26 protein-coding genes are annotated in these 25782 nt (G+C 63.5%); 14 read left to right on the top strand and 12 right to left on the bottom strand.

Annotation, left to right across the window (positions count from 1 at the left end; genetic code table 11):
• Positions 1-474 precede the first annotated feature (474 nt).
• Positions 475-876 (top strand): hypothetical protein, encoded by a 402-nt coding sequence (locus HNP71_RS10350; protein WP_183266838.1) that lies wholly within the window; start codon positions 475-477, stop codon positions 874-876.
• A gap of 69 nt (positions 877-945) precedes the next feature.
• On the opposite strand, the gene HNP71_RS10345 is transcribed toward HNP71_RS10350, so the two are convergent.
• Positions 946-2376: an aldehyde dehydrogenase family protein gene (locus HNP71_RS10345; RefSeq protein WP_183266837.1), complete on the bottom strand. Its 1431-nt coding sequence runs from the start codon at positions 2374-2376 to the stop codon at positions 946-948.
• Positions 2377-2522: 146 nt separating this feature from the next.
• On the opposite strand from HNP71_RS10345, the gene HNP71_RS10340 reads away from it, so the two are divergent.
• From HNP71_RS10340 to qhpR, 5 genes are all read left to right on the top strand, one after another.
• A complete protein-coding gene (locus HNP71_RS10340) occupies positions 2523-3527 on the top strand; it encodes an ABC transporter ATP-binding protein (protein WP_221246788.1) in 1005 nt (334 codons plus the stop codon).
• A 23-nt stretch (positions 3528-3550) separates the two neighbouring features.
• The gene (locus HNP71_RS10335) at positions 3551-4687 is read left to right on the top strand and encodes an ABC transporter substrate-binding protein (protein WP_246344175.1); all 1137 of its coding nucleotides are present in this window, start codon (positions 3551-3553) and stop codon (positions 4685-4687) included.
• Complete coding sequence (locus HNP71_RS10330) at positions 4687-5562, top strand: ABC transporter permease (protein WP_221246787.1); 876 nt, start codon at positions 4687-4689, stop codon at positions 5560-5562. The genes HNP71_RS10335 and HNP71_RS10330 overlap by 1 nt, the downstream gene beginning before the upstream one ends.
• A complete protein-coding gene (locus HNP71_RS10325) occupies positions 5552-6337 on the top strand; it encodes an ABC transporter permease (protein WP_183266834.1) in 786 nt (261 codons plus the stop codon). The genes HNP71_RS10330 and HNP71_RS10325 overlap by 11 nt, the downstream gene beginning before the upstream one ends.
• Before the next feature lie 75 nt (positions 6338-6412).
• Positions 6413-7435 (top strand): AraC-like transcriptional regulator QhpR, encoded by a 1023-nt coding sequence (gene qhpR / locus HNP71_RS10320; protein WP_183266833.1) that lies wholly within the window; start codon positions 6413-6415, stop codon positions 7433-7435.
• 453 nt (positions 7436-7888) lie between these two features.
• Here qhpR and HNP71_RS10315 read toward each other — a convergent pair whose 3' ends face one another.
• Complete coding sequence (locus HNP71_RS10315; RefSeq protein WP_183266832.1) at positions 7889-9067, bottom strand: CaiB/BaiF CoA transferase family protein; 1179 nt, start codon at positions 9065-9067, stop codon at positions 7889-7891.
• Positions 9068-9069: 2 nt separating this feature from the next.
• Entirely contained in the window at positions 9070-10251 is a 1182-nt protein-coding gene (locus tag HNP71_RS10310) for an acyl-CoA dehydrogenase (RefSeq protein ID WP_183266831.1), read from the bottom strand.
• Positions 10252-10356: 105 nt separating this feature from the next.
• Between HNP71_RS10310 and HNP71_RS10305 the strand changes: the two genes are divergently transcribed.
• On the top strand, positions 10357-11244 hold the full coding sequence (locus tag HNP71_RS10305; protein ID WP_183266830.1) for a LysR family transcriptional regulator: 888 nt from the start codon (positions 10357-10359) through the stop codon (positions 11242-11244).
• 9 nt (positions 11245-11253) lie between these two features.
• Positions 11254-12429, top strand: coding sequence for a BaiN/RdsA family NAD(P)/FAD-dependent oxidoreductase (locus HNP71_RS10300; protein WP_183266829.1), 1176 nt, complete (start codon positions 11254-11256; stop codon positions 12427-12429).
• Here the strand turns inward: HNP71_RS10300 and HNP71_RS10295 are convergent.
• The 8 genes from HNP71_RS10295 to HNP71_RS10260 all read right to left on the bottom strand — a co-directional run bounded on the left by HNP71_RS10295 (position 12417) and on the right by HNP71_RS10260 (position 20358).
• The gene (locus HNP71_RS10295; protein ID WP_183266828.1) at positions 12417-13889 is read right to left on the bottom strand and encodes a carboxypeptidase M32; all 1473 of its coding nucleotides are present in this window, start codon (positions 13887-13889) and stop codon (positions 12417-12419) included. The genes HNP71_RS10300 and HNP71_RS10295 overlap by 13 nt on opposite strands.
• Positions 13886-14569 (bottom strand): SURF1 family protein, encoded by a 684-nt coding sequence (locus HNP71_RS10290; RefSeq protein ID WP_221246783.1) that lies wholly within the window; start codon positions 14567-14569, stop codon positions 13886-13888. The genes HNP71_RS10295 and HNP71_RS10290 overlap by 4 nt, the downstream gene beginning before the upstream one ends.
• Complete coding sequence (locus HNP71_RS10285) at positions 14559-15410, bottom strand: cytochrome c oxidase subunit 3 (protein WP_183266827.1); 852 nt, start codon at positions 15408-15410, stop codon at positions 14559-14561. The genes HNP71_RS10290 and HNP71_RS10285 overlap by 11 nt, the downstream gene beginning before the upstream one ends.
• A gap of 33 nt (positions 15411-15443) precedes the next feature.
• A complete protein-coding gene (locus tag HNP71_RS10280) occupies positions 15444-15629 on the bottom strand; it encodes a hypothetical protein (protein ID WP_183266826.1) in 186 nt (61 codons plus the stop codon).
• Between the two features lie 2 nt (positions 15630-15631).
• Positions 15632-16552 carry a heme o synthase gene (locus tag HNP71_RS10275; protein ID WP_183266825.1) on the bottom strand — a complete coding sequence of 307 codons (921 nt, stop codon included), beginning with the start codon at positions 16550-16552 and terminating at the stop codon, positions 15632-15634.
• Position 16553: 1 nt separating this feature from the next.
• The gene (ctaD, locus tag HNP71_RS10270) at positions 16554-18152 is read right to left on the bottom strand and encodes a cytochrome c oxidase subunit I (protein ID WP_183266824.1); all 1599 of its coding nucleotides are present in this window, start codon (positions 18150-18152) and stop codon (positions 16554-16556) included.
• Positions 18153-18164: 12 nt separating this feature from the next.
• Entirely contained in the window at positions 18165-19055 is an 891-nt protein-coding gene (coxB, locus tag HNP71_RS10265) for a cytochrome c oxidase subunit II (protein WP_183266823.1), read from the bottom strand.
• A gap of 154 nt (positions 19056-19209) precedes the next feature.
• The gene (locus HNP71_RS10260) at positions 19210-20358 is read right to left on the bottom strand and encodes an ABC transporter substrate-binding protein (RefSeq protein WP_183266822.1); all 1149 of its coding nucleotides are present in this window, start codon (positions 20356-20358) and stop codon (positions 19210-19212) included.
• 76 nt (positions 20359-20434) lie between these two features.
• On the opposite strand from HNP71_RS10260, the gene HNP71_RS10255 reads away from it, so the two are divergent.
• The 6 genes from HNP71_RS10255 to HNP71_RS10230 all read left to right on the top strand — a co-directional run bounded on the left by HNP71_RS10255 (position 20435) and on the right by HNP71_RS10230 (position 24587).
• Positions 20435-21436 carry an NAD(P)H-quinone oxidoreductase gene (locus tag HNP71_RS10255; RefSeq protein ID WP_183266821.1) on the top strand — a complete coding sequence of 334 codons (1002 nt, stop codon included), beginning with the start codon at positions 20435-20437 and terminating at the stop codon, positions 21434-21436.
• Between the two features lie 68 nt (positions 21437-21504).
• On the top strand, positions 21505-21831 hold the full coding sequence (locus HNP71_RS10250) for a hypothetical protein (protein WP_183266820.1): 327 nt from the start codon (positions 21505-21507) through the stop codon (positions 21829-21831).
• Positions 21832-21842: 11 nt separating this feature from the next.
• A complete protein-coding gene (locus HNP71_RS10245; RefSeq protein ID WP_183266819.1) occupies positions 21843-22193 on the top strand; it encodes a RidA family protein in 351 nt (116 codons plus the stop codon).
• A gap of 278 nt (positions 22194-22471) precedes the next feature.
• Positions 22472-23227, top strand: a complete 756-nt coding sequence (locus HNP71_RS10240; protein WP_246344174.1) for a CHAP domain-containing protein — start codon at positions 22472-22474, stop codon at positions 23225-23227.
• A 112-nt stretch (positions 23228-23339) separates the two neighbouring features.
• Positions 23340-23930, top strand: a complete 591-nt coding sequence (locus HNP71_RS10235; protein WP_183266818.1) for a nitroreductase family protein — start codon at positions 23340-23342, stop codon at positions 23928-23930.
• Positions 23931-24110: 180 nt separating this feature from the next.
• A complete protein-coding gene (locus tag HNP71_RS10230) occupies positions 24111-24587 on the top strand; it encodes an Hsp20/alpha crystallin family protein (protein ID WP_221246782.1) in 477 nt (158 codons plus the stop codon).
• A gap of 1 nt (position 24588) precedes the next feature.
• Here the strand turns inward: HNP71_RS10230 and HNP71_RS10225 are convergent, their stop codons facing one another.
• On the bottom strand, positions 24589-25782 hold the full coding sequence (locus HNP71_RS10225; protein ID WP_183266816.1) for a VWA domain-containing protein: 1194 nt from the start codon (positions 25780-25782) through the stop codon (positions 24589-24591).

Below are 25782 nucleotides of genomic sequence, written 5' to 3'. Positions count from 1 at the left end.
GGCATGCCCCAGGGCACATTGAAACCACCTCAACCATCAAGCATGAAGGGGAAAGACACTGCGCCTGAGCGCGAACAAAAAGGGGAGCACGTCAAACGCCACGATGTTTTGAAATGTGAGCTTTACGAGTAAGCCGCGATACAAATTTGAAGACGTATCAAGAATGATTTGTAATACGCCCTCTGCGAGCGACAAATGTAGCGTAACGCTCTGTGCATCAGAAATTGGAGTTTCCCAACGCGAACATTTCCAATCAGAAAACTGGTAACTCATATTTACCTATTTGCTGATGCTGCTACACAAAGCAAGTCAAATTTCTAAAAACCATTGCTTTTCAATTAGCTAACCGCTCGACGCTTAGCCAAGTATATAGTTGCCAATAAAATAGTCGCTGAAATACGTTTCTTAGAAGGTCTGGGGCGTCCAGTTGGAACCAAACCGGCTGAGGCGTTTAAATATCCACCTCTTCAAGGATTGTGGAAGAAGCACTACCTGGTTGGCGGCCTAGAATCGCTTGTTACCAATATCCAGCTTGGATTTGGCTCAAAACGAAAAATACTAAAACGCATTATTGCAGAACACTGGAACCCTGGAACGGCTCACCTCCCCTTAAAAATTCAGGCACAAAATATATCTAATGCAGTTTGCAATCTCTTTGCTGAGCGTGCCTACAATCAGAGTTTGACGGGGGAATGGATCGTCTACGCACAGCACGAGGGGCAAAACTACTATCTATGCCTTGCCCTTCACAAAGAAGGCGATGACCCTAAAAAAGTCAACGATATCATCTTTGACCGGATCAAACATGGGTGCCTTTACGAATTCCCATTTTTGTATCTACAGTTAGGAATCGACCAAAACGACACTACTGATTGACCCGCCATCTTGAATGACCTTCCATAAATGCAAGGAAGGCGACTTACGCCGCCTTCCTCATGGCATAATTTACGGATTCCCGTACCCAACAATCCCCTTGATCTCAAGGAAATCGTGCAGCGCGAAATCGGCGTATTCGCGCCCGTTGCCGGACTGCTTGTAGCCGCCGAAGGGGGCGAAGAAGTCGAGGTCCGGGTAGTTGATGTACACGCTGCCAGCGCGCATTTCGGCGGCGACTTCGCGGGCCTTGTTCAGGTCCTTGCTCTGCACGTAGGCGGCGAGGCCGTACACGGTGTCGTTGGCGATCTCGATCGCGTCTTCCAGCGTGTCGTAGGGGATGATCGAGAGCACGGGCCCGAAGATCTCCTCCTTCTCGATGGTCATGCCGGGCTTCACGTCGCCGAACACGGTCGGCTTGGCGTAATAGCCGGTCTCCAGCCCCTCGGGCTTGCCGAGGCCGCCACACACCAGCGTCGCGCCTTCGTCGATACCCGCCTTGATCAGGCGCTGCACCTTGTCGAACTGCAACTGGCTGACCAGCGGGCCGAGGACCGTGCTGGCCTCCCACGGATTGCCGGGGGTTTGCTTGGCGGCTTCGTCGGCGGCGATTTCCAACGCCTTGGCGTGCAGGGCGCGGGGCACCAGCATGCGGGTCGCGGCGTCGCAGCTTTGTCCGGTGTTGATGAAGCAGGCGCCGATGCCCTTGCGCACCGCGTCGTCCAGATCGACGTCATCCAGCAGGATGTTGGCGGATTTGCCGCCCAGCTCCTGGCACACGCGCTTGACGGTGGCGGCAGCCTCGCGCGCCACGATGGTGCCCGCACGGGTGGAGCCGGTGAAGGACATCATGTCCACATCCGGGTGCTCGGCGAGCTTCTGGCCGACATCCGGCCCGGTGCCGTTGACGAGGTTGAACACGCCGGGCGGCACGCCCGCCTCGTGCATCACCTCGGCGAAGATGATGGCGTTGATGGGCGCGATTTCGGAAGGCTTCAGCACCACGGTGCAGCCCGCCGCGATGGCCGGGGCCACCTTGCAGACGATCTGGTTCAGCGGCCAGTTCCAGGGGGTGATGAGGCCGCAAACGCCGATCGGCTCCAACACCACGCGGGTGGTGCCGCGGATCTCGAAGAACTCGAAGGTTTCGAGCTTGTCGATGAGCGCCTGAAAATGCCCCTGACCGACCCAGACCTGCGCCTCCTTGGAGAAGGAGAGCGGCGCGCCCATCTCGCGGGTGCAGGCCTCGGCGATGTCGTCGTAGCGCTTGTTGTAGACTTCAAGGCAGCGCTTCAGCAGGTCCAGCCGGTACTGCTTGGTGGTCTTGGAGAAGGTCTTGAACGCGGCCTTGGCGGCGGCCACGGCCTTGTCCACATCGGCGCTGGAGCCGCCGGAGATTTCGGTGAAGGGCTGCTCGGTGGCGGGGTCGATGACGGGGATGCGGTTCGGCACCACCGGATCCACCCATTCGCCATTGATGTAGAATTTCAGGTTGTTCGACATTCCAACTCCTCCTGGTCTGGCAAGAGTATCCGCCCAATGGCCGCACGGGATATTGACCGGGGAACACAAGCGCGCACTGTGTTCCGTGGTCAAGCAGGGAGCAGGCAAAACGTGCCAGCCTGTCAGCCTTACAGGAGGAGACGGACTTGCAGACCGCTAAACAGCCCATCGTGCAACTTGAAGGCGTCGCCAAATCCTATGGCGGCGCGGTGGCGCTGGCGCAGCTCGACCTCACCGTGTATGCGGGCGAGTTCTTCACCCTGCTCGGTCCCTCCGGCTCGGGCAAAACCACCACGCTGCGCCTGATCGCGGGGTTTGAGCGGCCGGACACCGGGCGGATCATGCTCGATGGCGAGGATGTGGCCAACCGCCCGCCTTTCGAGCGTGCCGTGAACACCGTATTCCAGGATTACGCGCTATTTCCGCATCTTACGCTCATCGAGAACGTGGCTTATGGCCTGCGGGCGAAAAAGATGCCAAAGGCGCAGGCGCATGAAGAGGCCGAGAAGGCCCTGGCCGCCGTGCAGTTGGCTGATTATGGCGGGCGGAAGCCCACGCAGCTCTCGGGCGGGCAGCGCCAGCGCGTGGCCCTGGCGCGCGCCATGGTAAACAAGCCCCGCGTGCTGCTGCTGGATGAGCCGCTCGGCGCGCTGGACTTGAAGCTGCGCCACCGGATGCAGATCGAACTGAAACGCTTGCAGCATGAAACTGGCATCACATTTATCTATGTGACGCATGATCAGGACGAGGCGCTTTCCATGAGCGACCGCATCGCGGTGTTCTCCAAGGGGAGGATCGAGCAGATCGGCACGGCGTTCGATTTGTATGAGCGTCCGGCCAGCGTGTTCGTCGCGGATTTCGTCGGCAGCTCCAATCTGCTGGGCGGCGATACGCTGCTGCGCCCGGAAAAGATCCAGCTTCTGCCCGCGGGTTCCACGGCGCCGGAAGGCTTCGAGGCGGGCGAGGGCATCTTGCGCGAGGCGACGTATCTGGGCGCGGTGACGCGCTATCAGGTGGCGCTGGCGGATGGCACGCTGCTGCATGTGATGGAAAGCAATACCAGGCCGGTGGGCGAGCGCCTGCGTCTGGCCGCGGGGGATACCGTGCTGGCGGCCTGGCCGCGCGACGCGGCGCGAAAGATCGGCAACTAGGGAGAGGTAAGATGCAGGATGGTTTGAAAAAGACGATCGCGCGGGTGGTGTTGGGCCTCTCCGCGTCCCTGCCCTTCGTGCAGGGTGCGGCGGCGGTGCAGCCGTTGCAGTCTATCGGCAAGGGTGAAGGCGTGCTCAACGTTGTTGCCTGGGAGGGCTATGCCCAGGATGACTGGGTGAAGCCGTTCGAAGCCGCGACCGGTTGCCAAGTGCATGCCAAATACGCAGGCTCCTCCGACGAAATGGTGGCGCTGATGCGCTCGGGCGGCGGCAGCCAGTATGATGTCGTCTCCGCCTCGGGCGATGCCACGCTGCGGCTGATCTATGGGCACAACGTGCAGCCCATCAATGTCGCGCTCATTCCGGCCTGGAAGAATTTCATTCCACAACTGCAGGGGCCAGATTTCAACACGGTGGGTGGTGTGCATTACGGCGTCTCCTACGAATGGGGCCCGAATACGCTGCTCTACAGCACCAAGGTGTTCCCCACCGCGCCCACATCCTGGTCCGTGATTTACGACCCGAAGTACAAGGGTCAGGTGACGGTGCCGGACAACCCGATCCAGATCGCCGATGCGGCGCTGTATCTGTCCAAGACCCAGCCTTCGCTCGGCATTACCGACCCGTATGAGCTGAACCAGACGCAGATGGACGCCGTGGCGGCGCTGCTGAAATCCCAGACCGGGCTGATCAAGAAGTATTGGGCCCTGGCCTCGGACGAGATCCAGCTCTTCACCTCGGGCGATGCCGTGGTGGGCGCGGCCTGGCCGTACCAGACCAACACGCTGCAGGCCGCCAAGGTGGCGGTGGCGGACACCATTCCGGCGGAAGGCGCCACGGGCTGGGCCGATAGCTGGATGATCTCGGCCAAGGCCCCTCACCCCAACTGCGCCTATGAGTGGATCAACTGGGTCACCACCCCGAAAGTGCAGGCCCAGCAGGCCATCTATTTCGGCGAGACCCCGGCCAATACGCTCGCTTGTAAGGAGATGGACGAGCAGCAGCCCGGCTCCTGCGCGCAGTACCACGCCAACGCCCCGGCGAGCTATTTCGACTCCATCAAGTTCTGGAAAACCCCACTGCCCGATTGCGGCAACGGCAAGCATGACTGCCTGGATTACGCCGCCTGGCAGCGTGAGTGGCAGAGCATCAAGGGCTGATGATGCAGCGGTTTCTTTCCGCGTTCGGCTGGCGGCATGAGGGGGCGGCGAATGCCGCCCTGCTCGGCCTGCCGGCCATCTGGTTCGCCTGTTTGTATCTGGCCGCCATCGGCGCGCTGCTCATCACCTCCTTCTGGACGGTGGACAGCCTGAGCGGCGACCTGATCCCCGGCTTCTCCTTCACGAATTTCCAGCAATTGCTGGCCGACCCGATCTACACCAAGATCGGCCTGCGCACGATCGGCATCGCCGCCGCCGTGACCATTACGGATATCGTGCTCGCCTGGCCCGTGGCTTTCGCCATGGTGCGCCTCGCCGGGCCGCGGCTGCGCGCGGCGCTGATGGCGATGGTGATGGTGCCGCTCTGGTCGAGCTATCTGGCCCGTGTTTACGCTTGGCGCCTGATTCTGGCACATGACGGGCTGCTGAACTGGGGGCTGGCCGAAATCGGCCTGCCGGGGCTGCATATCGGCTACAGCAACTGGGCCATGTGGATCGTGTTCTCCTATCTCTGGCTGCCCTTTATGATTCTGCCCGTGGCGGCGGCGGTGGAGCGGATTCCGCCCAGCCTGCTGGAGGCATCGGCAGACCTTGGCGAGCATGGCCTTGCCACCTTCCGCCGCGTGATCCTGCCCATGGCGCTGCCGGGCATGGTGGCGGGGGCGATCTTCACCTTCTCGCTGACGCTTGGCGATTACGTGACACCCATGCTTGTCGGCGGCGAGGGCTCCGACTTCATCGGCAATGTCGTGTATTCGAATGTCGGCGTGACCAATAACATTCCCTTCGCCGCCGCTTATGCCGTGCTGCCGCTGGGGGTCATGGGCGTGTTCCTGCTCGTCGCACGGCGGATGGGGGCTTTCGATGCGCTCTGAGGCTTTGATCTGGGCGGCGGTGGCCGCGATCATGGGGTTTTTGTTCATCCCCATCGTCATCATCATCGCTTACGCCTTCTCGGCGGCGCCCATTCCTTCCTGGCCGATCACCAGCTTCGCGCTGCACTGGTTTAGCGATACGTGGAACGACGACGAGATCCGCCAAGCGCTGGCGCTCTCGGTGGAGGTGGCGGCGCTGGCGACCATCTCGGCCATATTACTCGGCACGCTGGCGGCCATGGCCGTGGCGCGGATGAAATCCGCCGCCAAGGAGGTGGTGAGCTTCATCGCCGTGCTGCCCATCGCCTTGCCCGGCATTCTCACCGGCATGGCACTGGCCTCGTATTTCGCATTCTGGGGGCTGAACCTCTCGTACTGGACGATCGTCGCCGGCCACGCCACGTTCTGCATCGTCATCGTCTATAACAACGTGATCGCCCGGCTGCGGCGCATGCCGCGCTCGCTCACCGAGGCTTCGGCGGATCTGGGCGCGGATGCGTTCCTCACCTTCCGCCGAGTGCAGCTGCCGATGATGGCGAGCGCCATTGGGGCCGGAGCGCTGCTGGCCTTCGCGCTGTCCTTCGACGAGGTCATCGTCACCACCTTCACCGCCGGGGCGCAGAATACCCTGCCGCTCTGGATCTTCGGGGCCATCCGCCTGGGGCAGAAGCTGCCGGAGGTGAATGTCGTGGTGTTCGCCATCATCCTGTTCACCGCCGTGCCAGTGCTGCTGGCGCAGAAGCTGATCGGCGAATCCGGGCGGGTTGCGCGTTAGGCACGGCGGGACTACGCTCCCGCCGTCAGGGAAGAAAACGCGACTCACACCGCGGGGTAACAGCGGAGTTCAGCGATGGGTCAGCTTACGGTTCAGGCACAGGTGTCGTCGGTGGCGGCCTCTGGGCTGTTGCCGTTCTTGGGGGGAATAGGGGCCGACGCCGACCGCGTCATGGGGCCCTTGGGGGTGGATGCCGGGCGGCTGAGCATGGTCGCCGAGGGCGGAATCCCGCTTGCCGCCTATGTCGAGATCATGGAGCGCGCCGCGAAGCTTTCGGGGCGCGGCGATTTTGGCTTGCGTTACGGCGCGCAATTCCCCGCCGAGCAGCACGGGCTGGTGGGGGACATCATGCTCAACGCCCCCAGCGTGGGGGCGGCCTTGCGCCAGTTCGTGGACCTCTTTCCGCTGCACCAGGAGGCCAGCGAGGTGCGCCTGGTGGCCGAGGGCGGGCTGCTGCGGCTGGAATACCGGATTATCGACTGGCGGATCTTCGAGCGGCGGCAGGATGCCGAGCTGTCGCTCGCCATGTTCCAGAACCTGCTGCGCCGGGCTTACGGCGAACATTTCGCGCTGGAGGAGGTGCATTTCGAGCACCCCGTGCCGGAATGCACGGCGGCGCATGCCGAGGTGTTCCACGCCCCGGTGTTCTTCGGCCAGCGGACCAATGCGCTGGTGTTCCGCCCAGGCGATCTGCGCCGCACTATGCCGGGAGCCGACGCCGCCAGCTTCGCGCGCCTCACCGCCGAGGCCTTCCTGCGCCGCCTGCCGCGCGGGCGCGTGCCGTTGAGCGACCGTGTGCGGGCGGAAATCCGCTCGCGTTTGCCCGAGGGCTCGCCGCCGCTGGAGAATGTGGCCGAGGCGATGGGGCTGGCGCGCTGGACGCTGCAACGCCGCCTGAACGATATGGGGCTGACTTATGCCGGGGCGGTGCAGGATGTGCGCCGCACCCTGGCGGAGAGCTATTTGCGGTTTCCGCATCTCTCGCTCTCCAGCATCGCGCAGCTGCTGGGCTATGCGGAACTCAGCCCGTTCTCGCGGGCTTGTAAGAGGTGGTTTGGCGCGTCGCCCGAGGCGATCCGCGCGGAGTGGGAGGAATAGTTATAAGAGATTTCTGTGATTATATAGGTGGCTACGCAACACTCGATACAAACCACCCCAGATTAACTAGCTTAATTTGTGCCTAACGTTAGCATTTTCCGAAGGATGTAATGATAGCATGACAGCGCGTGATAGATGGTCTAGGAATCTAAAATGTCCAAAATGCGGAAAAATAGGAAAGGCTGACCTATCCCAAGAGGATGGCTGGTCTTTTGCTAATGGAGATATGAGCACTAGAGTGGATTCCTTGTCTTCCGGCTTCACGTCTCGCCCGACTGCAAAAACCCTAATGTTGTAGAATTCCTATGCAACACGTGCGATATAATAGTGAGTTGAATACAATCCAGCGCTGGATAACCGTGGAATCCACTTAGCCAAATACACGTATAAAATTGCCAAAATTTTTGGGTGTCGCCTTTTTGAAAAAAGGCGGCACCCAAAAACTTTTGTTAGTTAGATAATTCTGTCTGTGCGCAGGGCGGCGATTTCGTCCCCCGAGAGGCCCAGTTCAGTGAGCACATCATCCGTAGCCGTGCCCAAAGCCGGGGGCTGGCGCGTGTCGTCGGCCGGGGTGCGGGAGAAGCGCATGGGGTTGGCCACCGCGCGCATCCCATCGCCCAGATCGCGGAAAATGCCGCGCTCCTGCACCTGCGGGTCGTTGTCGAGATCGGAGAAGCGGTTGATCGGCCCGCCGGGCACGCCCGCCGCTTCCAGCGCCTCGCACCACTCCTTGGTCGTGCGGTTGAGCAGCAGCTCCTCCAGCAGCGGCACCAGCACGGCGCGGTTCTGCACGCGCTGCGGGTTGGTGGCGAAGCGCGGATCGGCGGAGAGGTGCGGCGCACCGGCGAGTTTCACGAAACGGGCGAACTGGTCGTCATTGCCGACAGCGAGGATGAGATGGCCATCGGCGGTGGGGAAGACCTGATACGGCACGATGGAGGGGTGCGCGTTGCCCAGCCGCGTGGGCTGCTGGCCGGAGACGAGGTAGCTGGAAATCTGGTTCGCCATGGTGGCGATCTGCACGTCGAACAGCGCGAGATCGATATGCTGGCCCTTGCCGGAGCGGCCACGCTCCACCAGCGCGGCCAGCACCGCCGTGGCGGCGTACATGCCGGTGAACACGTCCACCACCGCGACGCCTGCCTTCATCGGCTCGCCATCCGGCACGCCGGTCACGCTCATCAGCCCGCCCATGCCCTGCATCAGGAAGTCGTACCCCGCGCGATGGCGGTACGGGCCGGTCTGGCCGAAGCCGGTGATGGAGCAATAGACCAGCTTCGAGTTGAGCGCGCAGAGATGCTCCGGCCCCAGCCCGAGCTTGGACAGCCCGCCGAACTTGAAATTCTCCAGCACCACGTCGCTTTCGGCGGCGAGGCGCTTGATGAGCGCCTGACCGGTGGGCTTGCCCATGTCGATGGTGACTGATTTCTTGCCCCGGTTGGCGCAGAGGAAATAAGCGCTCATCCCGCTCTCCGGCACGAAGGGCGGCCCCCAGGCGCGGGTATCGTCCCCCGCCCCTGGGCGCTCGACCTTGATCACCTCGGCCCCGAGATCCGCGAAGACCTGACCGGCCCAGGGGCCAGCCAGAACGCGGCTGAGGTCGAGAACCTTGATGCCGGAAAGCGGGCCCATGCTCAGAACGCGGCCAGGCCGGTGATGGCGCGGCCCAGGATGAGGGCATGCACGTCATGCGCGCCCTCATAGGTGTTCACCGTCTCCAGGTTCACCATGTGGCGCATCACGTGATACTCGTCGGCGATGCCGTTGCCGCCGTGCATGTCGCGCGACTGGCGGGCGATATCCAGCGCCTTGCCGCAATTGTTGCGCTTGAGCAGGGAGATCATCTCCGGGGCAGCCTCACCGGCATCGAGCAGGCGGCCGAGTTGCAAGGCGCTGTGCAGGCCCAGCGTGATCTCGGTCTGCATGTCGGCGAGCTTCTTCTGGATGAGCTGCGTGGCGGCCAGCGGGCGGCCGAACATCTTGCGGCCCATGGTGTAGTCGCGCGAGGCGTGGAAGCAGAACTCGGCGGCGCCCAGCACACCCCAGGCGATGCCGTAGCGGGCGTTGTTGAGGCAGGAGAACGGACCGCGCAGGCCCTTCACGTTCAGCATCGCGTCATCCGGCACGAACACCTCGTCCAGCATGATCATGCCGGTGATGGAGGCGCGGAGCGAGAGCTTGCCCTCGATCTTCGGCGCGGTGAGGCCCTTGGCGCCCTTCTCGATGACGAAGCCACGGATGTCGCCCGCATCGTCCTTGGCCCAGACCACGAACACATCGGCGATCGGGGAGTTGGAGATCCAGGTCTTGGAGCCGGAGAGCAGGTAACCGCCATCGACCTTCTTGGCGCGGGTGCGCATGGAGGCGGGGTCGGACCCGGCATCCGGCTCGGTGAGGCCGAAGCAGCCGACCCACTCGCCGGTGCGCAGCTTGGGCAGGTACTTGTCCTTCTGCGCCTCGGAGCCGAAGGCGTAGATCGGGTACATCACCAGCGAGGACTGCACGGAGAAGGCGGAGCGGTAGCCGGAATCCACACGCTCGATCTCGCGGGCGATGAGGCCGTAGGCGACGTAGGAGACATCGGCGCAGCCATGGGTGGAGATCGTCGGCCCGAGCAGGCCCATCTCGCCCAGCTCGTTCATCACCTCGCGGTCGAACCGCTCCTCGCGATAGGCGCTGAGGATGCGCGGCTGCAGCTTCTCCTGCGCGTAGGCATGGGCGGCGTCACGGATGGCGCGCTCCTCCTCGGTCAGCAGAGTCTCCAGCTTCAGGGCGTCGGCCCAGTCGAAATTGGACAGTTTTCCTTTGGTGCTCATTGGCGGTCTCCCGTAAAATGCTGAGTTGTTCTGACCTAAAAGCGGGGTTGCTCGCAAATAGATTAAAAGTGGATTTTGATGCTAATTTGGCATTAAAATGCGGGCATGGAACTCCGCCAGCTCCACTGCTTTGAGATCCTCGCCGAGGAACTGCATTTCGCCCGCGCGGCCGACCGGCTGGGGACGACGCAATCGGGCGTTTCCAGGCTGATCGCGGGGCTGGAAGCCTCGCTGGGCGGCAAGCTGTTCAACCGGGCGAAGCGGTCATCTGTGTCCCTCACCGCCACGGGGGCGCTGTTTCTGCCCGAGGCGCGGGCGATTTTGCGTCAGGCCGAGCGGGGCGAGACCATCGGGCGACGGGCGGCGCGGGGTGAGATTGGTAGTTTGGAGATTGGGTTCGTGGCCTCCGCCGCCTGGGGGGGCACGGTCTCCGCCATGGTGCGGCGCTACCGGGCAATGGCGCCGGGGGTGGAGGTGCGGCTGCGTGAGATGGAGACGCCGCGGCAATTGGAGGAAATCGCCGCCGGGCGGCTGGATCTGGGGTTTCTGCGGGCGCGGGCCGATTATCCGGTGGAGGTGAAGGTGACGCGGTTGCAGCTTGACGCCATGCATATCGCCCTGCCCGAGGACCATAAGCTTGCCGCTCAGGCAGTGTTGAAGCCCGCCGATCTCAAGGGCGCGAAATTCATCGTGCCGTATTTTGGCGAGGCGGCGGGGTTTCTCGTGCGTATCCATACGCTGGGCGAGGCCGGGGGGTTCACGCCGGAAATCCTGCCGCCGGTGCGCGATTTTCTGACCGTGCTGACCTCGGTGGGGGCTGGGCTCGGCGTGGGGCTGGTGCCGGAGAGTGCGGCGAATTTCCGTATCCCCGGCACAATGCTGCGGCCTGTGGTAGGGGTGGAGCTGGTCTCGGAGCTGATGCTGGCCAGCCGCCGGGCCGAGGCCTCGCCCGCCGTGCGGCAGTTTTTGCGTCTGGCGGGGGCGCGGGGCTAGAAGCAGCGGATGATTGAGAGTTTCGATGTTGTGGTGATCGGCGCGGGAGCGGCCGGGCTGTTTTGTGCGGGCGTGGCGGCGAGGCGGGGGTTGCGCGTGCTGGTGCTGGACCACGGGCCGGAGCCGGGGCGCAAGATTCTGATTTCCGGCGGTGGGCGCTGCAATTTTACCAATATGAAAGTGGGGGCTGAGAATTTTCTCTCGGCTAATCCGCATTTCAGCAAATCGGCGCTGGCGGGGTTCACGCCGAAGGATTTCATCGCACTGGTGGAGCGGTATGGCATCGCCTACCACGAGAAGACGCTGGGGCAGCTGTTCTGCGATGGCTCGGCGCGGCAGATTCTCGATATGCTGCTGGATTTATGTGCGGGCGCGGAGCTGCGGCTCGGTGTTGGCGTGCGCGAGATGTCGCATGATGGCGGGTTCGTGCTGGAGACGACGCGCGGGGTGGTGAAGGCGGGCAATCTGGTTGTCGCCACGGGGGGGCTTTCCATTCCCAAGCTTGGCGCCACGGGGTTTGCCTATGAGGCGGCGAAGCGCTTTGGCCATGGCGTGGTGCCGCCACGCCCGGCTTTGGTGCCGCTGACCTTCGGCGCGCAGGATGTGGCGTGGATGCAGGAGCTGGCCGGGGTTTCCGCCCCGGTGCGGATCAGTGTCGGCAAGATACGGTTCGAGGAAAATCTGCTGTTCACGCATCGCGGGCTTTCCGGCCCGGCGGTGCTGCAAATCTCGTCTTACCTCGCGCCCGGCGCGGCGTTCGAGGTGGATTTTTGTCCTGGCTTGCGGGCGGAGGAGATGCTGCTGGAGGCCAAGACCCGCCGCGCGAAAGCGGGGCTGAAGGCGGTGCTGGGCGAGCATCTGCCCGCGCGGCTGGCGGCGCATTTCGCCGGGGCGGAGACACGCAACATGGCCGATCTGCCAGACAAAACCCTGCGCGCGCTGGGACAAAAGCTGAACCGTTTCAGCTTCGCCCCCACGGGCAGCGAGGGCTTCGCCAAGGCGGAGGTCACCGCCGGTGGGGTGGACACGACGGAGCTGGTCTCCAAGAGTTGCGAGAGCCGCAAGCTGCCGGGGCTATTCTTTATCGGCGAGGCCGTGGACGTGACCGGCTGGCTTGGCGGCTATAACTTCCAATGGGCCTGGGCGAGCGGACACGCCGCAGGCCAGGCCATTCAGGCGAGGTAGCGCGCCGTCAGGTGAGCCTCGAAATGGGCGGGGTTGAGGGCCTCGCCCGTTGCGGCGGTGAGGATCTCGTTGAAGCCCAGGCTCGCCCCCAAGCCATGCACATGCTCGGCCAGCCAGACTGAGAGCGGGGTGAAATCGCCCTGGGCCAGATGCGCGTCCAGCCCCGGCAGGGCCTTGCGCGCCGCCGCCATGAGCTGGGCGGCGGCCATCGCGCCCAGCGTGTAGGAGGGGAAATAGCCGATCGCGCCGTCGTACCAATGGATGTCTTGCAAGCAGCCCTGCGCGTCGTTGGGCGGGGTGATGCCGAGCAGGGCTTTGAAGCCATCATTCCAGGCGGCGGGCAGGTCGGCCACGGCGAGGTCGCCCGAGAGCAGCGCCTGTTCCAGGCGGAAGCGCAGCAGCACATGGGCGGGGTAGGTCAGCTCGTCGGCTTCCACACGGATGTAGCTGCGCTCCACATGGCGCAGGCGGCGCTTGAGCGCGGGCGGGGTGATGGGCTTGCCGAAAGCCTGAGTGAGGATGGGGGCGAGATGGGAGAGGAAGGCGTCCGAGCGGACGGCCTGCATCTCGATGATGAGGGACTGGCTCTCATGCATCGCCATGCCCGCGGCCTCGCCCACTGGCTGGCGGGCAAAGGCGGCGGGGAGGTTCTGCTCGTACAAGGCATGGCCGGTCTCGTGCAGCACGCCGGTGAGGGCGGAGGCGAAATCAGCTTCGTCGTAACGGGTGGTGATGCGGATATCGGTGGGCGTGCCGCCGCAGAACGGGTGGGCGGAACGGTCCAGCCGCGCGTTGGAGAATTTCAGCCCGGCTGATGCCGCAAGCTGGCGGGCCAGGGCTTCCTGCACCGCTTCCGGGTAGGGGCCGGGGGGCAGGCTCTCGTGTTCGCGGGCGGCTTGCAGGGCTTCGGCGCGGGGCAGAGCGTCTTTCAGGAAGGCTTCGTAGCGGGTGAAGATGGCGGATGCATCGGCGGCGGTGATGCCGCGCTGGTACTGGCTCATCAGCGCATCGTAGGGGGCGAGGTCCAGCGCTTGGCCGAGGATTTGGGCGGATTCGCGGGTGAGGCTGACGACCTCGGACAAAGCGGCCTGGACGGCGGCGAAATCACTCTCCTTGCGCGCGGCGCGCCAGATGGTCTCGCAGGCGCGGCCCGCGCGCACGCTGGCCTCCACCAGATCGCGCGGCAAAGCGGTGGCACGGATATAGGCCTCGCGCATCAGCCCGACATTGGCTTCCTGCCAATCGGTCTCCGGGGCGGCGGCTTCCAGGTCCTCGCCGATCTCGGGGGAGGCGAGAAACTCATGCGCCAGTCCAGCGAGGGTGGCGAGCTGCTCGCCACGGGCCTCGGCCCCGCCATCGGGCATCATGGCGGCGGCGTCCCAGCCCAACATGGCGGAGGCCTCGTTCAGCACGGCGATGCGGGCGAATTTCTGTTCCAGGCGCTCATAGGCGGAGGTCATTGCAGTCTCTTTCGGGCGAAGAAGATGAACTCGAACACCAGCACGGCGGCGAGGCCGAACCAAGTGAGCGCATATTGATAATGGTTATTCGGCGGCGTGGGGAGATCCTGCGCCGGTTGCGGCAGCGCGCTGCCGGGCGGGGGCAACTGGCCCATGGCGATGAGCATGTAGGGGACGACGTTGCCCAGCCCCATGCCCGCGCCGATCTTGGCTGGGTCCAGCGTGTAATACAGGCCATGGGCCGGATCGTCCTGCCCTGAGAACCACCCGGCGTGGAGCGGGGCGTGGATGTAGCCGACCGGGTTGGGCGGCAGGTTCGTCAGCGCCACCGGGGTTTGCTGCGGCACCCAGCCGAGGTCGACAAGTACGACCTCGCCGCTTGGCCGTTGCAGCGCCATGATCAGCTCACCGCCGGGGATGGGGCCGGTGGGGGTGTCGTGGATCTCGTCGCCATACAGGGCGGCTTTGCCGGGAAGCCAGACGCCCGTGACCTGCACTTTTTGATAGGGCGAGGGCGTGGCGGGCAGCGGCACGGGCGGGGCATTCTGCGCCGCGCGGAGTTCGGCGATGATACCCTCTTTCCACTTCAGCCGCTGCAATTGCCAGCAGCCCAGGCCGATAAGCACGGCAAACAGGGCAAGTGCCGCCAAGCCCGGCGCGAGGAGGCGTTTAACCGGCAACGATGGCGCTGCGGCCGAGGTAATAGATGCAGACGAAGAGGAACAGCCATACCACGTCCACGAAGTGCCAGTACCAAGCCGCGGCCTCGAACCCGAAATGCCGCTGCGGCGTGAACTGCCCGGCGCGAGCGCGGAAGAAGCACACGGTAAGGAACACGGTGCCGATGACGACATGCAACCCGTGGAAGCCGGTGGCGATGAAGAAGGACGAGGCGTAGATGCCGCCGTGATAAAACGGGAAGGGCGAGTGCGTGTATTCCCAGGCCTGGCCGCAAAGGAACATCAGGCCGAGCAGGATGGTGATGCCAAGCCCGCGCACAAGATCGCGCCGGTTATCCTCCAGCAGCGCGTGATGCGCCCAGGTGATGGTGGTGCCGGAGAGCAGCAGCGTCATGGTGTTGAAGAGCGGGATGGCGAAGGGGTCGATGGTGGTGACGCCCTGCGGCGGCCAGACCGGGGCGAAGGCCGTGCCCATTTTGTCAGGGTAGAAGAAATAGTTGAAGTAATTCCAGAAGAAGGAGACGAAGAACATCACCTCGGACGAGATGAACAGCGCCATGCCATAGCGCATGCCGATCTGGGTGATGAGCTTGTGCAGGCCGGGGGTGCGGGATTCGGCGATGACATCGCGCCACCAGACGAACATGGTGGCGGCAACACAAAGAACGCCAATGGCCAGAACCGAGAAGATATGGAAATGCGCGGCGAGGATGACGCCGGTGAAGGTGATCATCGCGGAGACGGCGCCGCAGACCGGCCAGAAACTCGGCTCGACCATATGATACGGATGCGGGACGGTCGATTTGATCTGGTCCGTGGCCGTATGGATCGTTCCGCTCATATCGTTTCCCCCTAGTTTTTATTTATCGGCTTCTTACCACATCTGGCCGTATTCGTGCAGTTTTACGATCGCGATGCCGTAGATCATCAGGCAGAACGCCGCGAGAGCCGCGAGCAGCAGGAAGTTGCGCCCACGGCGGCGGCGGATGAATTCGGCGCGCTGTTCGTCCGTCCAGTTTGGCTGTGTGAGTTCGGGGCGGGGCATGGGGCGCTTGGCCATGGTTACACCAACTTGTCGATGGCGCAGGCCAGGAACAGGACGAACAGATACAGGATGGAAAACTTGAAGGCGGCGCGGGCGGGTTTGTCCTTGGTCAGGCTCTTGCCCTCGGCGTCTTGCTTATCGGCATACACGCCCCAGCAGAAATAGACGAAGGCGAGGCCGGAGATGAGCGCCGAGACCCCGTAGAACCATCCGGTGAGCCCCAAAGCCCAGGGCGAGACGGTGAGCGGCAGCAGCAGCAGCGAATAGACCAGCACGTTGAGGCGGGTGTGCTTGGCGCCCTTCACCACGGGGAGCATCGGGATGCCCGCTTTCTCGTAATCCGTGGCGGCGTAGAGGGCGAGCGACCAGAAATGCGGCGGGGTCCAGAAGAACACGATGGCGAACAGGAGCATCGGCAGCAGGCCGATATGCCCGGTGACCGCCGCCCAGCCGATGACCGCCGGAAACGCCCCTGCCCCGCCGCCGATGACGATGTTCTGCGGCGTGCGGCGCTTGAGCCACATGGTGTAGATGACAGCGTAATAGAAAATGGAAAACGCCAGCACGGCGGCCGCGCAGAGATTGGTGGCCATGGCCAGCAGCAGCACGGAGATGACCGAAAGCACGATGCCGTAACCCAGCGCGCCGCTGGCCTCGATGCGCCCGGCGGGGATCGGGCGGTCGGTGGTGCGGCGCATCATCGCGTCGATATCGCGGTCGTACCACATGTTGATGGCACCAGCAGCACCCGCGCCGAGCGCGATGCAGAAGATGGCGACCGCCGCCAGCACCGGGTTGATATGCCCAGGCGCGATGAACAGCCCGATGGCCCCCGTGAAGACCACGAGGCTGATGACGCGCGGCTTGAGCAAGGCCAGCCAGTCGCCCGGCTCGGCACCCAGATGCGGGGTAATTGCGGTATCGTTGGTAGCCATCATTTTAGCGGATCACCGGAACATCTTCGAACGTGTGGTGCGGGGCCGGGCTGGGGACGGCCCATTCCAGCGTGGTCGCGCCCTCGCCCCAGTAATTATCGGCCAGCTTCTCCTTGGAGGTGAAGACCGAATACAGCACGTAGAAGAACACGAGCGTGGACAGGCCGGAGATGATGGCGCCGACTGAGGAGACGTAGTTCCACCCCGCGAAGGCGTCGGCATAATCCGGGTAGCGGCGCGGCATCCCGGCGAGGCCGAGGAAATGCATCGGGAAGAAGGTGAGGTTCACGCCGAGGAAGAAGGTCCAGAAATGCACCTTGCCCCAGAACTCCGGGTATTGGTGGCCGGACATCTTGCCGATCCAGAAATAGAACCCGGCGAAGATCGCGAAAGCCGCGCCCATGGACAGCACGTAGTGGAAATGCGCGATCAGGAAGTAGTCGTTATGCAGCTCCTGGTCGAGGCTGGCATTGGCCAGCACCACGCCCGTGGCCCCGCCGATGACGAACAGGAAGATGAAGCCCACTGCCCAGAGCATCGGGGTTTTGAACTCGATGGAACCGCCCCACATCGTGGCGATCCAGGAGAAGACCTTGATGCCGGTGGGCACGGCGATGACCAGCGTGGCGACCTCGAAATAGACCTTCGAGTCCGTGCTGATGGCCGAGACGAACATATGGTGCGCCCAGACCACGAAGCCGACGAAGCCGATGATCACCATGGCGTAGACCATGCCGAGATAGCCGAAGATGGGCTTCTTGGAGAAGGTCGAGACCACATGGCTGATGATGCCGAAGGCCGGCAGGATCATGATGTAGACTTCCGGGTGGCCGAAGAACCAGAACAGATGCTGGAACAGCACCGGATCGCCGCCACCGGCGGGCTCGAAGAAGGAGGTGCCGAAATTGCGGTCCATGATGAGCATGGTGACCGCACCGGCCAGCACCGGAATGGCCAGCACCAGCAGGAAGGCCGTGACCAGAATGGACCAGCAGAATAGCGGCATCTTGTGCATGGTCAGGCCCGGCGCGCGCATGTTCAGGATGGTGGCTATGAAGTTGATCGCGCCCAGCAGCGAGGAAATACCGACGAGGTGGATGGAGAACAGCGAGAAATCCGTGGCGACGCCGGGGGAGTATTGGGCGTTGTCCAGCGGGGGGTAGAGCGTCCACCCCGCCCCCGTGCCGGAGCCCAGGAACAGGCCGAGCATGACGAAGACGAAGCCCGCGACGAGGAACCAGAAGCTCATATTGTTCAGGCGCGGGAAGGCCATGTCCGGCGCGCCGATCATGATCGGCACGAACCAGTTGCCCAGGCCGCCGATGAGTGCTGGCATCACGAACCAGAAGATCATGATGAGGCCGTGAGCGGTGATGATCGCGTTCCACGTGTTGCCGCTGGTGATGATGCCGTTGTGTGGATACATCAGCTGCAGGCGCATGATCATGGACAGCACGCCCCCCACCATCGCGCCGCAGAACGCCGCCACGATGTAGAGGGTACCGATATCCTTGTGGTTGGTGCTCATCAGCCAGCGGCTGACGAAGCTCTGCTTGTGAGGCGCATGACCCTCGTGGGCGTGATCATGAGTGGTGCTGGACATGGTGCAGGCTCCTCAGCGCGTGGCGTCGGCCAATTGGTTGCGGGGCATGGGCGAAGACGGCGGCGCGGCGTTATCGGTGTAGGTGGCCAGGGCGGTCTTGGTCCAGGCGATATAGTCGGCCAGCGGCACGGCCTTGATCTCGATCGGCATGGCGTCGTGGTTCAGGCCGCAGATCTGGTTGCATTGGCCAAAATAGGTGCCGGGCTTGGTGATAGTCGTCCAACTCGTGAGCGTGGTGCCGGGGATGGCGTATTTCTGCACGCCGAGCGAGGGCAGGTAAAAGCCGTGCAGAACGTCACCCGAGGTAATAACGAATTTGATCTTCTCGCCCACCGGCAGCACCATCGGGTGGTCCACCGAGAGGCGGCGCAGTTCGCCGGGTTTGAGCTGGTCGTCCGGCACCATGTAGCTGGTATAATCCAGCCCCGGCACTGAGTTGTAACTATATTCCCAATACCATTGATGCCCGGTGACGGTGACGGTCATGTACGGGTTGCTGTCATCGGCCTCGTAATAGATCAGGTTGATCGAGGGGATGATGATGACGGCCAGGAGCAGCACCGGCACCACGATCCACACAACCTCGATGAGCGTGTTGTGGGTGACCTGGCTGGGCTTGGGGTTACGGCTGGCGCGGAAGCGGGTGAGCACATAGGCCAGCAGGATGGCGACGAACCCCACGACCCCGGCCATGATCCAGAGCACGTATTGCATGAGCCAGTCGATTTGAGCCTGCATGGGGCTGCCCGCGACGGGAAACCACATCTGCCAGTTGAACGGCGCGTTGACATAGCTATTGGCCGCGGCGGTAGGATCCGGCGCTGCGGTTTGGGCCAGTGCGACATGTCCCAGAAGGACCAGCAAACATGCTGCCCCCAAGGCCGATACAATACTCCGCTTCATTCTGGTGTCCCGTTCTTATTATCCAGGCCGTGAAACCGGCCCTTGTATGTCGGAAATGATATAAGGCGGACCTCGCAATATCAAGTTTACTTGCGAACTTGTTGCATTGCAGCAGGAGCAAAGCTCAAACCGGCCGACCATGAAGCGGCCGCGCCTAGGCGCTTGCCGGAGCCAGAACGCCGCTATGCCATTGCTGTAGCACAACAAAACTGGCGGTGTTTTGCCCGCTGGGGTCGAAACTCACGCCGAAACCATTGACCAGCGCGCCTTTGGGCAGGTTCGTGCCGCGCAGCGCGGCCAGGAGCTTGGAGGGGTCCCCACCGACCTTGTTCAGCGTTTCGAACACCAGTTTTGCCCCAGCATAGGCGGTCAGGCTGTCCGCCGAGCGCGGCTGGACACCGAATTTGGCGGCATAGGCCGCCTGCACATCAGCCGCCGAGGCCGGGTAGAAGGGCGCGCCGATGACGAGTGTGCCCGCCAGGGCATTGCCCAGCGCCGCCTGCGTCTCATGCAGCTGATAGCCGGGGCCGCAGCCAATCAACGTGCCCGGCCGCCAACCCTGCGCCTGCATGGCCAATGCCAAACCCAGAGCGTCATCGAGTCCGGCGGCATGCAGCAACACATCCACCTTGGCGCGCATCAGCCGCCCGGCTTGGTCGTACAGGTCCGCCACGTCCTCGGGGTAGCCGATGGACAGTTTCAGCGGCAGGCTCGCGGCGCTCAGCGCGGATGTGATGGCAGAGGCCAGCGCGCCCCCGGCGGCGCCCGTATTATATAGCAGCCCCAGCGTGCGCCCCGCGAAGCGGGACTGGAGGGTGGAGGCGGCAAGCTGCCCCACCATGGAAGCGCTCGGCCCGGTGCGGAGCGTATATTTAAAGCCGCGGGTGAGGATGCCGTCCGCCACAGCGGTCAGCTCTATAAAAGGCGTCTGCGCCAGTTCAGCGGCGGCGGAGGCCGGGTAGGACAACGCCGAGATGCCGCTGCCCAGAATCAGCCCGGCATGGGCGCCGGAGATCAGGCTGTTCACCGCCTGCGTCGCCTGGGACTGGCTCGGCGTGTCCACCGAAACCAAAGCCACCGGCTTGCCCGCGATGCCGCCCGCCTGGTTCACCGCATCGGCCGCCAGCAGGATGCCGCGCAGCACCTCGTCGCCCAGCAGCGCCGCGCTGCCAGAGAGCGGCAGCACCACGCCGGTGACCGGCGCCGAAGATGCGGCAGGGGCGACGGCCGTGGCGGCACCCGCCCGTGGCGCAAGCGCGCAGGCACCGGCAAAGCCCAGCATAAGGCGGCGAGAGAGAGACATGCGCCGCCTAACTCGCACCTGGGGCGCGCGGGAGCAAGGGTTGACGGCGCGGCCCTAACGGCGGAGTTCTAGCGCCATGACGCTGCCAGACACGATGCGCTACGTGAATGTCACCACCCCCGGCGAGCCGGAGGTAATGCGAGTGGAGCGGACGGCCCTGCCCGTCCCCAAGGATGACGAGGTGCTGATCCGCGTTCTGGCCGCCGGGGTGAACCGCCCGGACGTGCAGCAGCGCAAGGGGCTGTACCCGCCCCCGCCCGACGCCAGCCCGATCCTGGGCCTGGAAGTGGCGGGCGAGGTTGTGGCGCTCGGCGCGAACGCCAGCGGGTTTTATCCCGGCCATCGCGTGACCGCCCTGTGCAATGGCGGTGGCTATGCCGAATACGTGGCCGTGCCCGCCGCGCAATGCCTGCCCTGGCCGGAAGGCTATGACGCCATCCGCGCCGCCGCCCTGCCGGAGAATTTCTTCACCGTCTGGGCCAATCTGTTCGACATCGCCGGGCTCAAGCCCAATGAGAGCCTGCTCGTGCATGGCGGCACCTCGGGCATTGGGCTCACGGCCATCCAGCTTGCCCGCGCGCAGGGCTCGCGCGTGTTCGCCACCGCCGGGTCGGACGAGAAATGCGCCGTCATCGAGCGCTACGGCGCCACGGCCATTAATTATAGGACGCAGGATTTCGCCGAGATCATCGCCAAGCAGACCGACAAGCGCGGCGTGAACGTGGTGCTGGACATGGTCGGCGCCTCCTACGCCACGCGCAATCTACGCAGCCTCTCCCGTGGCGGGCGGCTGGTGCTGGTGGCCATCATGGAGGGCGCCAAGGCCGACCGGTTCGATCTCGGGCTGATCATGGTGCGCCGCCTGACCGTCACAGGCTCGACCATGCGCCCCCGCACCACCGCCGAGAAAGGCACCATCGCCCAGGCGTTGAAACAGAAGGTGTGGCCTCTGCTCGCCACCGGCAAGGTGGCCCCGGTCATCGACCGGGTGTTCGAACTGGAGGACGCGGCCGCCGCCCATGCGCTGATGGAAAGCAGCGCGCATATCGGCAAGATCATGCTTCACATCGCCGATTAAGCTTGGGCCGATTGAGTTTTGGCCGAAACGGGCTATTGCGGAGCGGCATGAAGCCGGGACCCTGTACCATGAAGCATTTTCTATTGGCCGCTATTGCCTGCCTGGGCTTGAGCGCCTGCGCCGCCCCCGAAAGCCAAGCCCAGCAGGCCGAGGACGCCGCCTGCACCGCCCAGGCCAACGCCCAATACGACCAGTCCACGCTCGACCTGCAAGGCCGCACGGCACAGAACGGGCTGCGCTACGGCGCCATGCCCACCCTTGCCTTCAACGGCCAGATCATGGGCTCAGAGCATGTGCGCGACAGCCAGATCCAGAATTGCGAAAAGACCGGCAACAATAACGGCCAGCCCATGGTGAACGGCACTCCCGTCGTCGCCCCGCACATCATTAACTAACGGAGTATCTCATGAGCCGCATTATCCGCACCGAAGCCAGCCCGGTCCTCTCCAAGGCCGTGGAGTACCATGGCTTCGTTTACACCATGGGCGTGGTCGCCACGAACCCGGACGCCGATGTCACCGCGCAGACCAAGGACGTGCTTGCGCAGATTGATGCCCTGCTGGAAGCGCATGGCACCGACAACACCCGCCTGCTCCAGGCGCATATCTGGCTGAAAGATATTGCAGACCGCGCCGCGCTGAATGAAGTGTGGACCGCCTGGCTGCCCGAAGGCGCCGCCCCGGTGCGCGCCTGCGTCCAGGCCGAGCTGGCGGACCCCCGCTACCTCGTGGAGATCATGGTCACGGCCTGCCGCTAAGGCCCGATTCTCCAAAATATTTCATTTTTATTAAGCCACTTACGCGCCGCCGCTGGACTCGAAATCAAAGTCCGACGGCGGCGCAGTCATGTCTGCTGCATAGCAATATGTTACGCTTCAGGCAGATAGGAACTTTGTCTTAACTTGCCTCGCAGGCTCTGTGTAAAAGTCACAATATCCTACTGGTGTTGTATTTTTGCCTCAGTGGCGGGTTGCGTCAGACGCAACGCACCCTTAGCCACGACACATACTACTTTGATGTGTTTAACGATCTGGGAATGAGGCAGTTTATGGGCGGCAAGACGACACCCTGCAGTCTCTCGGGCTTGGCCCGCAAAGCCCTTATGGGCGTTTCCGTTTCCGTTGCATGTCTGGCGTCCTCTAACGCCGCGATGGCATCCACTCACCACAAGAGCAGCCACAGCGCCCACACCACGCATCATGCCGTGGCCAGCACCGGCCATGCGCGTCACGTGGCGTCGAGCCACAAGACCAGCCACAACCACACCGTGGCGGCCTCCTACCACAGCAGCCATGTGCGGCTGGCGCAGTACCGCCACTCCGGCCTGCAATGCGTGCCCTATGCGCGCGAGGTCTCGCATATCGAGCTTTCCGGCAATGCTTATCTTTGGTGGGCCGAGGCCGCTGGCCGCTACGCCCGCGGCAATCAGCCGCAAGAAGGCGCGGTGCTGAACTTCCGCTCCATCGGCCGCATGCCGCTGGGCCATGTCGCCGTGGTCACCGCCGTGATGGATAGCCGCACCATCCTCATCACCCAGGCCAACTGGGTGCGCGGCACCATCACCAACGACGTGACCGTGCAGGACGTCTCCGCGAATAACGACTGGTCGCAGGTGAAGGTCGAGCTGGGTGACAGCAGCAACTGGGGCGCGCCCTACCCGACCTATGGCTTCATCTACAATCGGCCCGATACCGGCGTTGTGGTTGCCTCCAACGGCCAGGGCAACGAAGTGGCGGAAGCTCCCGCGGCTACCCAGGTGAGCAACGAGGCTCCGAACCGGAACCTGCAGTAAACCGCACCTCCCTTCGGGGAAGCCGCGCTAACTCGACAAATCCGATTGGCTTTTGCCAAGTCATTGATTCTCTCCTAGTCTGAGCCGGGCTACAGACTGGAGCATCGAGGACATGACCACTGCCAATTCCCGTACCGCCGACCATCCTATCGAGAAGATCTTCCTGGAGCGCTGGTCGCCACGGGCCTTTACCGGCGAGGAAATCTCCGAAGCCACGCTGCGCACCATGTTCGAGGCCGCGCGCTGGGCACCTTCCTCCTACAACTCCCAGCCTTGGCGCTTTATCTATGCCCGGCGCGACAACGCCCATTGGGACAAGTTCCTGGGCCTGCTGAACGAGTTCAACCGCTCCTGGGCCAAGACGGCCTCGGCCATCGTGTTCATCGTCTCCTCCGAGACCATGACCGTGCCGGGCAAGGACACGCCTGTTCCCTCGCGCACTCATGCCTTCGATACCGGAGCCGCCTGGGGGTATCTGGCCCTGCAGGCGGCTTACCTGGGCTGGCATGCCCATGGCGTCGCGGGCATCGAATGGGATCAGGTCTATACCGCGCTGAACATACCGGCGGGCTATCAGGTGATGGCGGGCGCGGTGATCGGCCGTCAGGGCCCGAAGACACTGCTGCCCGAGGCTCTGCAAGCCCGCGAAGAGCCGAGCCCACGCAAGCCGGTGGCCGACTTCGTTTCCGAGGGTGGTTTCTGAGTAACTCCCGGCCCTGGCGGGCAACCGCCGGGGCCAATTGATGCGGATCAAAGCGTCCGGGGCGGCATTTTTCTAAAACAGCGCCCGTCGAGAGCGGGAGTGGCTTTGCCGTCCTGAAGATCTGTAAAGCCGGTGTCCAGCCATTTCCGCGTGGTTGATGCTTCTGCAATGGAGTCACACATGGCCAATACACAAGTCGACGTGAAGAAGAATGCCCCCGCGCCGCAGCCGCATGATCCGTGGCGGTCCTTCCGCAACGAGCTGGACCGGGTGTTCGAGCAATTCGGGCAAACACTCTCGCCCTGGTGGGGCGGAGAGAACATGAAGCTTCCCTCGGTGGATATTACCGAGGACGACAAGACCTTTACCCTGACCGCCGAACTGCCCGGCCTCTCCGCCGAGGATGTGGACGTGTCCCTCGATGGACGGACGCTGGTGATCAAGGGCGAGAAGCAGCAGGAAACCAAGACGGAGGAGAAGAACTACCACCTCACCGAGCGGAGCTATGGCGCGTTCGAGCGCAGCTTCTACCTGCCGGATGGGGTGAATGCGGACGCGATCGACGCCACCGTGGCCAAGGGGGTACTGACCGTGACACTGCCCAAGCTACCCTCCGCCGCCGACAAGGCGAAGAAGATCACGGTGAAGACCGCCTAACCTACTGCATCAGGCGGCGCATGGCTTGGTCCAGCCCCTCAAGGGTGAGGCCATACATGCGCCGCTCCATCAGCTCTGCAATATGCCTTGTGGTCTGGGTGTAATTCCACAGGCGCTCGGGCGCGGGGTTGATCCAAGCGGCCTTGGGGTAGGCATCGAGAATCCGCTTCAGCCAGACCTGCCCGCTCTCCTGGTTCCAGGAGGAGATGGCCCCGCCCGGCGAGATCAGCTCGTAGGGGCTCATCGCCGCGTCACCAACGATCACGAGCTTCCATGTGTGGTCGTAGGTGTGCAGCACGTCCGTGGTGGAGATGGCATCCTCCCGGCGCATGCGCGCGTCCGTCCATAGTGTCTCATAGGGGCAGTTGTGGAAATAGAGATGCTTGAGGTGCTTGAACTCGGAACTGGCGGCGGCGAAGAGCTGCTCGCAGAGATGCACGTACTCGTCCATTGAGCCGCCGATATCGAGGAGCAGCAATAGCTTCACCGCGTTATGACGCTCGGGCACCATTTGCAGGTCGAGATACCCGGCATTGCGGGCGGTGGAGCGGATGGTGCCGGTGAGGTCCAGCTCCTCGGCAGCACCTTCACGCGCGAAGCGGCGCAGGCGGCGCAGCGCCACCTTCATGTTGCGCGTGCCCAGCTCGGCATCGCCGGCGAGATTGCGGAACTCCCGCTTGTCCCACACCTTCACCGCCGATTTGTGGCGGCTGCCCTCCTGGCCAATACGCACGCCCTCGGGGTTGTAGCCATAGGCGCCGAAGGGGGAGGTGCCAGCGGTGCCGATCCATTTATTGCCGCCCTGGTGGCGCTCCTTCTGCTCGGCGAGGCGCTGGCGCAGGGTTTCCATCAGTTTCTCGAAACCGCCGAGGGATTGGATCTGCGCTTTGTCCTCCTCGGTCAGTAGCCTCTCGGCCAGCTTCTCCAGCCATTCCTGCGGGATGTCGTGGGGCATCACCTCGCCTGTTGCTTCGGGCTGCGGTTGCAACACACCCTTGAAGTGCTCGGCGAACACGGCATCGAACTTGTCGAGGAAGCGCTCATCCTTCACCAGCGTGGCGCGGGCAAGGTAGTAGAAATGCTCGACATCAAACCCGGCCAGCCCCTGGGCCATGGCCTCTTGCAGCGTGAGGAACTCGCGCAAGGACGCCTTCACCCCCGCCGCGCGCAAAGCCAGGAAGAAGGCGAGGAACAC

The organism is Acidocella aromatica, from assembly GCF_014201825.1.
GTDB lineage: Bacteria > Pseudomonadota > Alphaproteobacteria > Acetobacterales > Acetobacteraceae > Acidocella > Acidocella aromatica.
Note: the sequence above shows the minus strand (reverse complement) of the source record. Positions and strands in the feature narration are given on the sequence as shown.

Bases quoted from the DNA above. Each gene is read 5' to 3' on its own strand.
- HNP71_RS10345 (WP_183266837.1), bottom strand. From the start codon at position 2,376: ATGTCGAACAACCTGAAATTCTACATCAATGGCGAATGGGTGGATCCG.
- HNP71_RS10330 (WP_221246787.1), top strand. From the start codon at position 4,687: ATGATGCAGCGGTTTCTTTCCGCGTTCGGCTGGCGGCATGAGGGGGCG.
- HNP71_RS10325 (WP_183266834.1), top strand. From the start codon at position 5,552: ATGCGCTCTGAGGCTTTGATCTGGGCGGCGGTGGCCGCGATCATGGGG.
- qhpR (WP_183266833.1), top strand. From the start codon at position 6,413: ATGGGTCAGCTTACGGTTCAGGCACAGGTGTCGTCGGTGGCGGCCTCT.
- HNP71_RS10315 (WP_183266832.1), bottom strand. From the start codon at position 9,067: ATGGGCCCGCTTTCCGGCATCAAGGTTCTCGACCTCAGCCGCGTTCTG.
- HNP71_RS10310 (WP_183266831.1), bottom strand. From the start codon at position 10,251: ATGAGCACCAAAGGAAAACTGTCCAATTTCGACTGGGCCGACGCCCTG.
- HNP71_RS10305 (WP_183266830.1), top strand. From the start codon at position 10,357: ATGGAACTCCGCCAGCTCCACTGCTTTGAGATCCTCGCCGAGGAACTG.
- HNP71_RS10300 (WP_183266829.1), top strand. From the start codon at position 11,254: ATGATTGAGAGTTTCGATGTTGTGGTGATCGGCGCGGGAGCGGCCGGG.
- HNP71_RS10295 (WP_183266828.1), bottom strand. From the start codon at position 13,889: ATGACCTCCGCCTATGAGCGCCTGGAACAGAAATTCGCCCGCATCGCC.
- HNP71_RS10285 (WP_183266827.1), bottom strand. From the start codon at position 15,410: ATGAGCGGAACGATCCATACGGCCACGGACCAGATCAAATCGACCGTC.
- HNP71_RS10280 (WP_183266826.1), bottom strand. From the start codon at position 15,629: ATGGCCAAGCGCCCCATGCCCCGCCCCGAACTCACACAGCCAAACTGG.
- HNP71_RS10275 (WP_183266825.1), bottom strand. From the start codon at position 16,552: ATGATGGCTACCAACGATACCGCAATTACCCCGCATCTGGGTGCCGAG.
- ctaD (WP_183266824.1), bottom strand. From the start codon at position 18,152: ATGTCCAGCACCACTCATGATCACGCCCACGAGGGTCATGCGCCTCAC.
- coxB (WP_183266823.1), bottom strand. From the start codon at position 19,055: ATGAAGCGGAGTATTGTATCGGCCTTGGGGGCAGCATGTTTGCTGGTC.
- HNP71_RS10260 (WP_183266822.1), bottom strand. From the start codon at position 20,358: ATGTCTCTCTCTCGCCGCCTTATGCTGGGCTTTGCCGGTGCCTGCGCG.
- HNP71_RS10255 (WP_183266821.1), top strand. From the start codon at position 20,435: ATGACGCTGCCAGACACGATGCGCTACGTGAATGTCACCACCCCCGGC.
- HNP71_RS10250 (WP_183266820.1), top strand. From the start codon at position 21,505: ATGAAGCATTTTCTATTGGCCGCTATTGCCTGCCTGGGCTTGAGCGCC.
- HNP71_RS10245 (WP_183266819.1), top strand. From the start codon at position 21,843: ATGAGCCGCATTATCCGCACCGAAGCCAGCCCGGTCCTCTCCAAGGCC.
- HNP71_RS10240 (WP_246344174.1), top strand. From the start codon at position 22,472: ATGAGGCAGTTTATGGGCGGCAAGACGACACCCTGCAGTCTCTCGGGC.
- HNP71_RS10235 (WP_183266818.1), top strand. From the start codon at position 23,340: ATGACCACTGCCAATTCCCGTACCGCCGACCATCCTATCGAGAAGATC.
- HNP71_RS10230 (WP_221246782.1), top strand. From the start codon at position 24,111: ATGGCCAATACACAAGTCGACGTGAAGAAGAATGCCCCCGCGCCGCAG.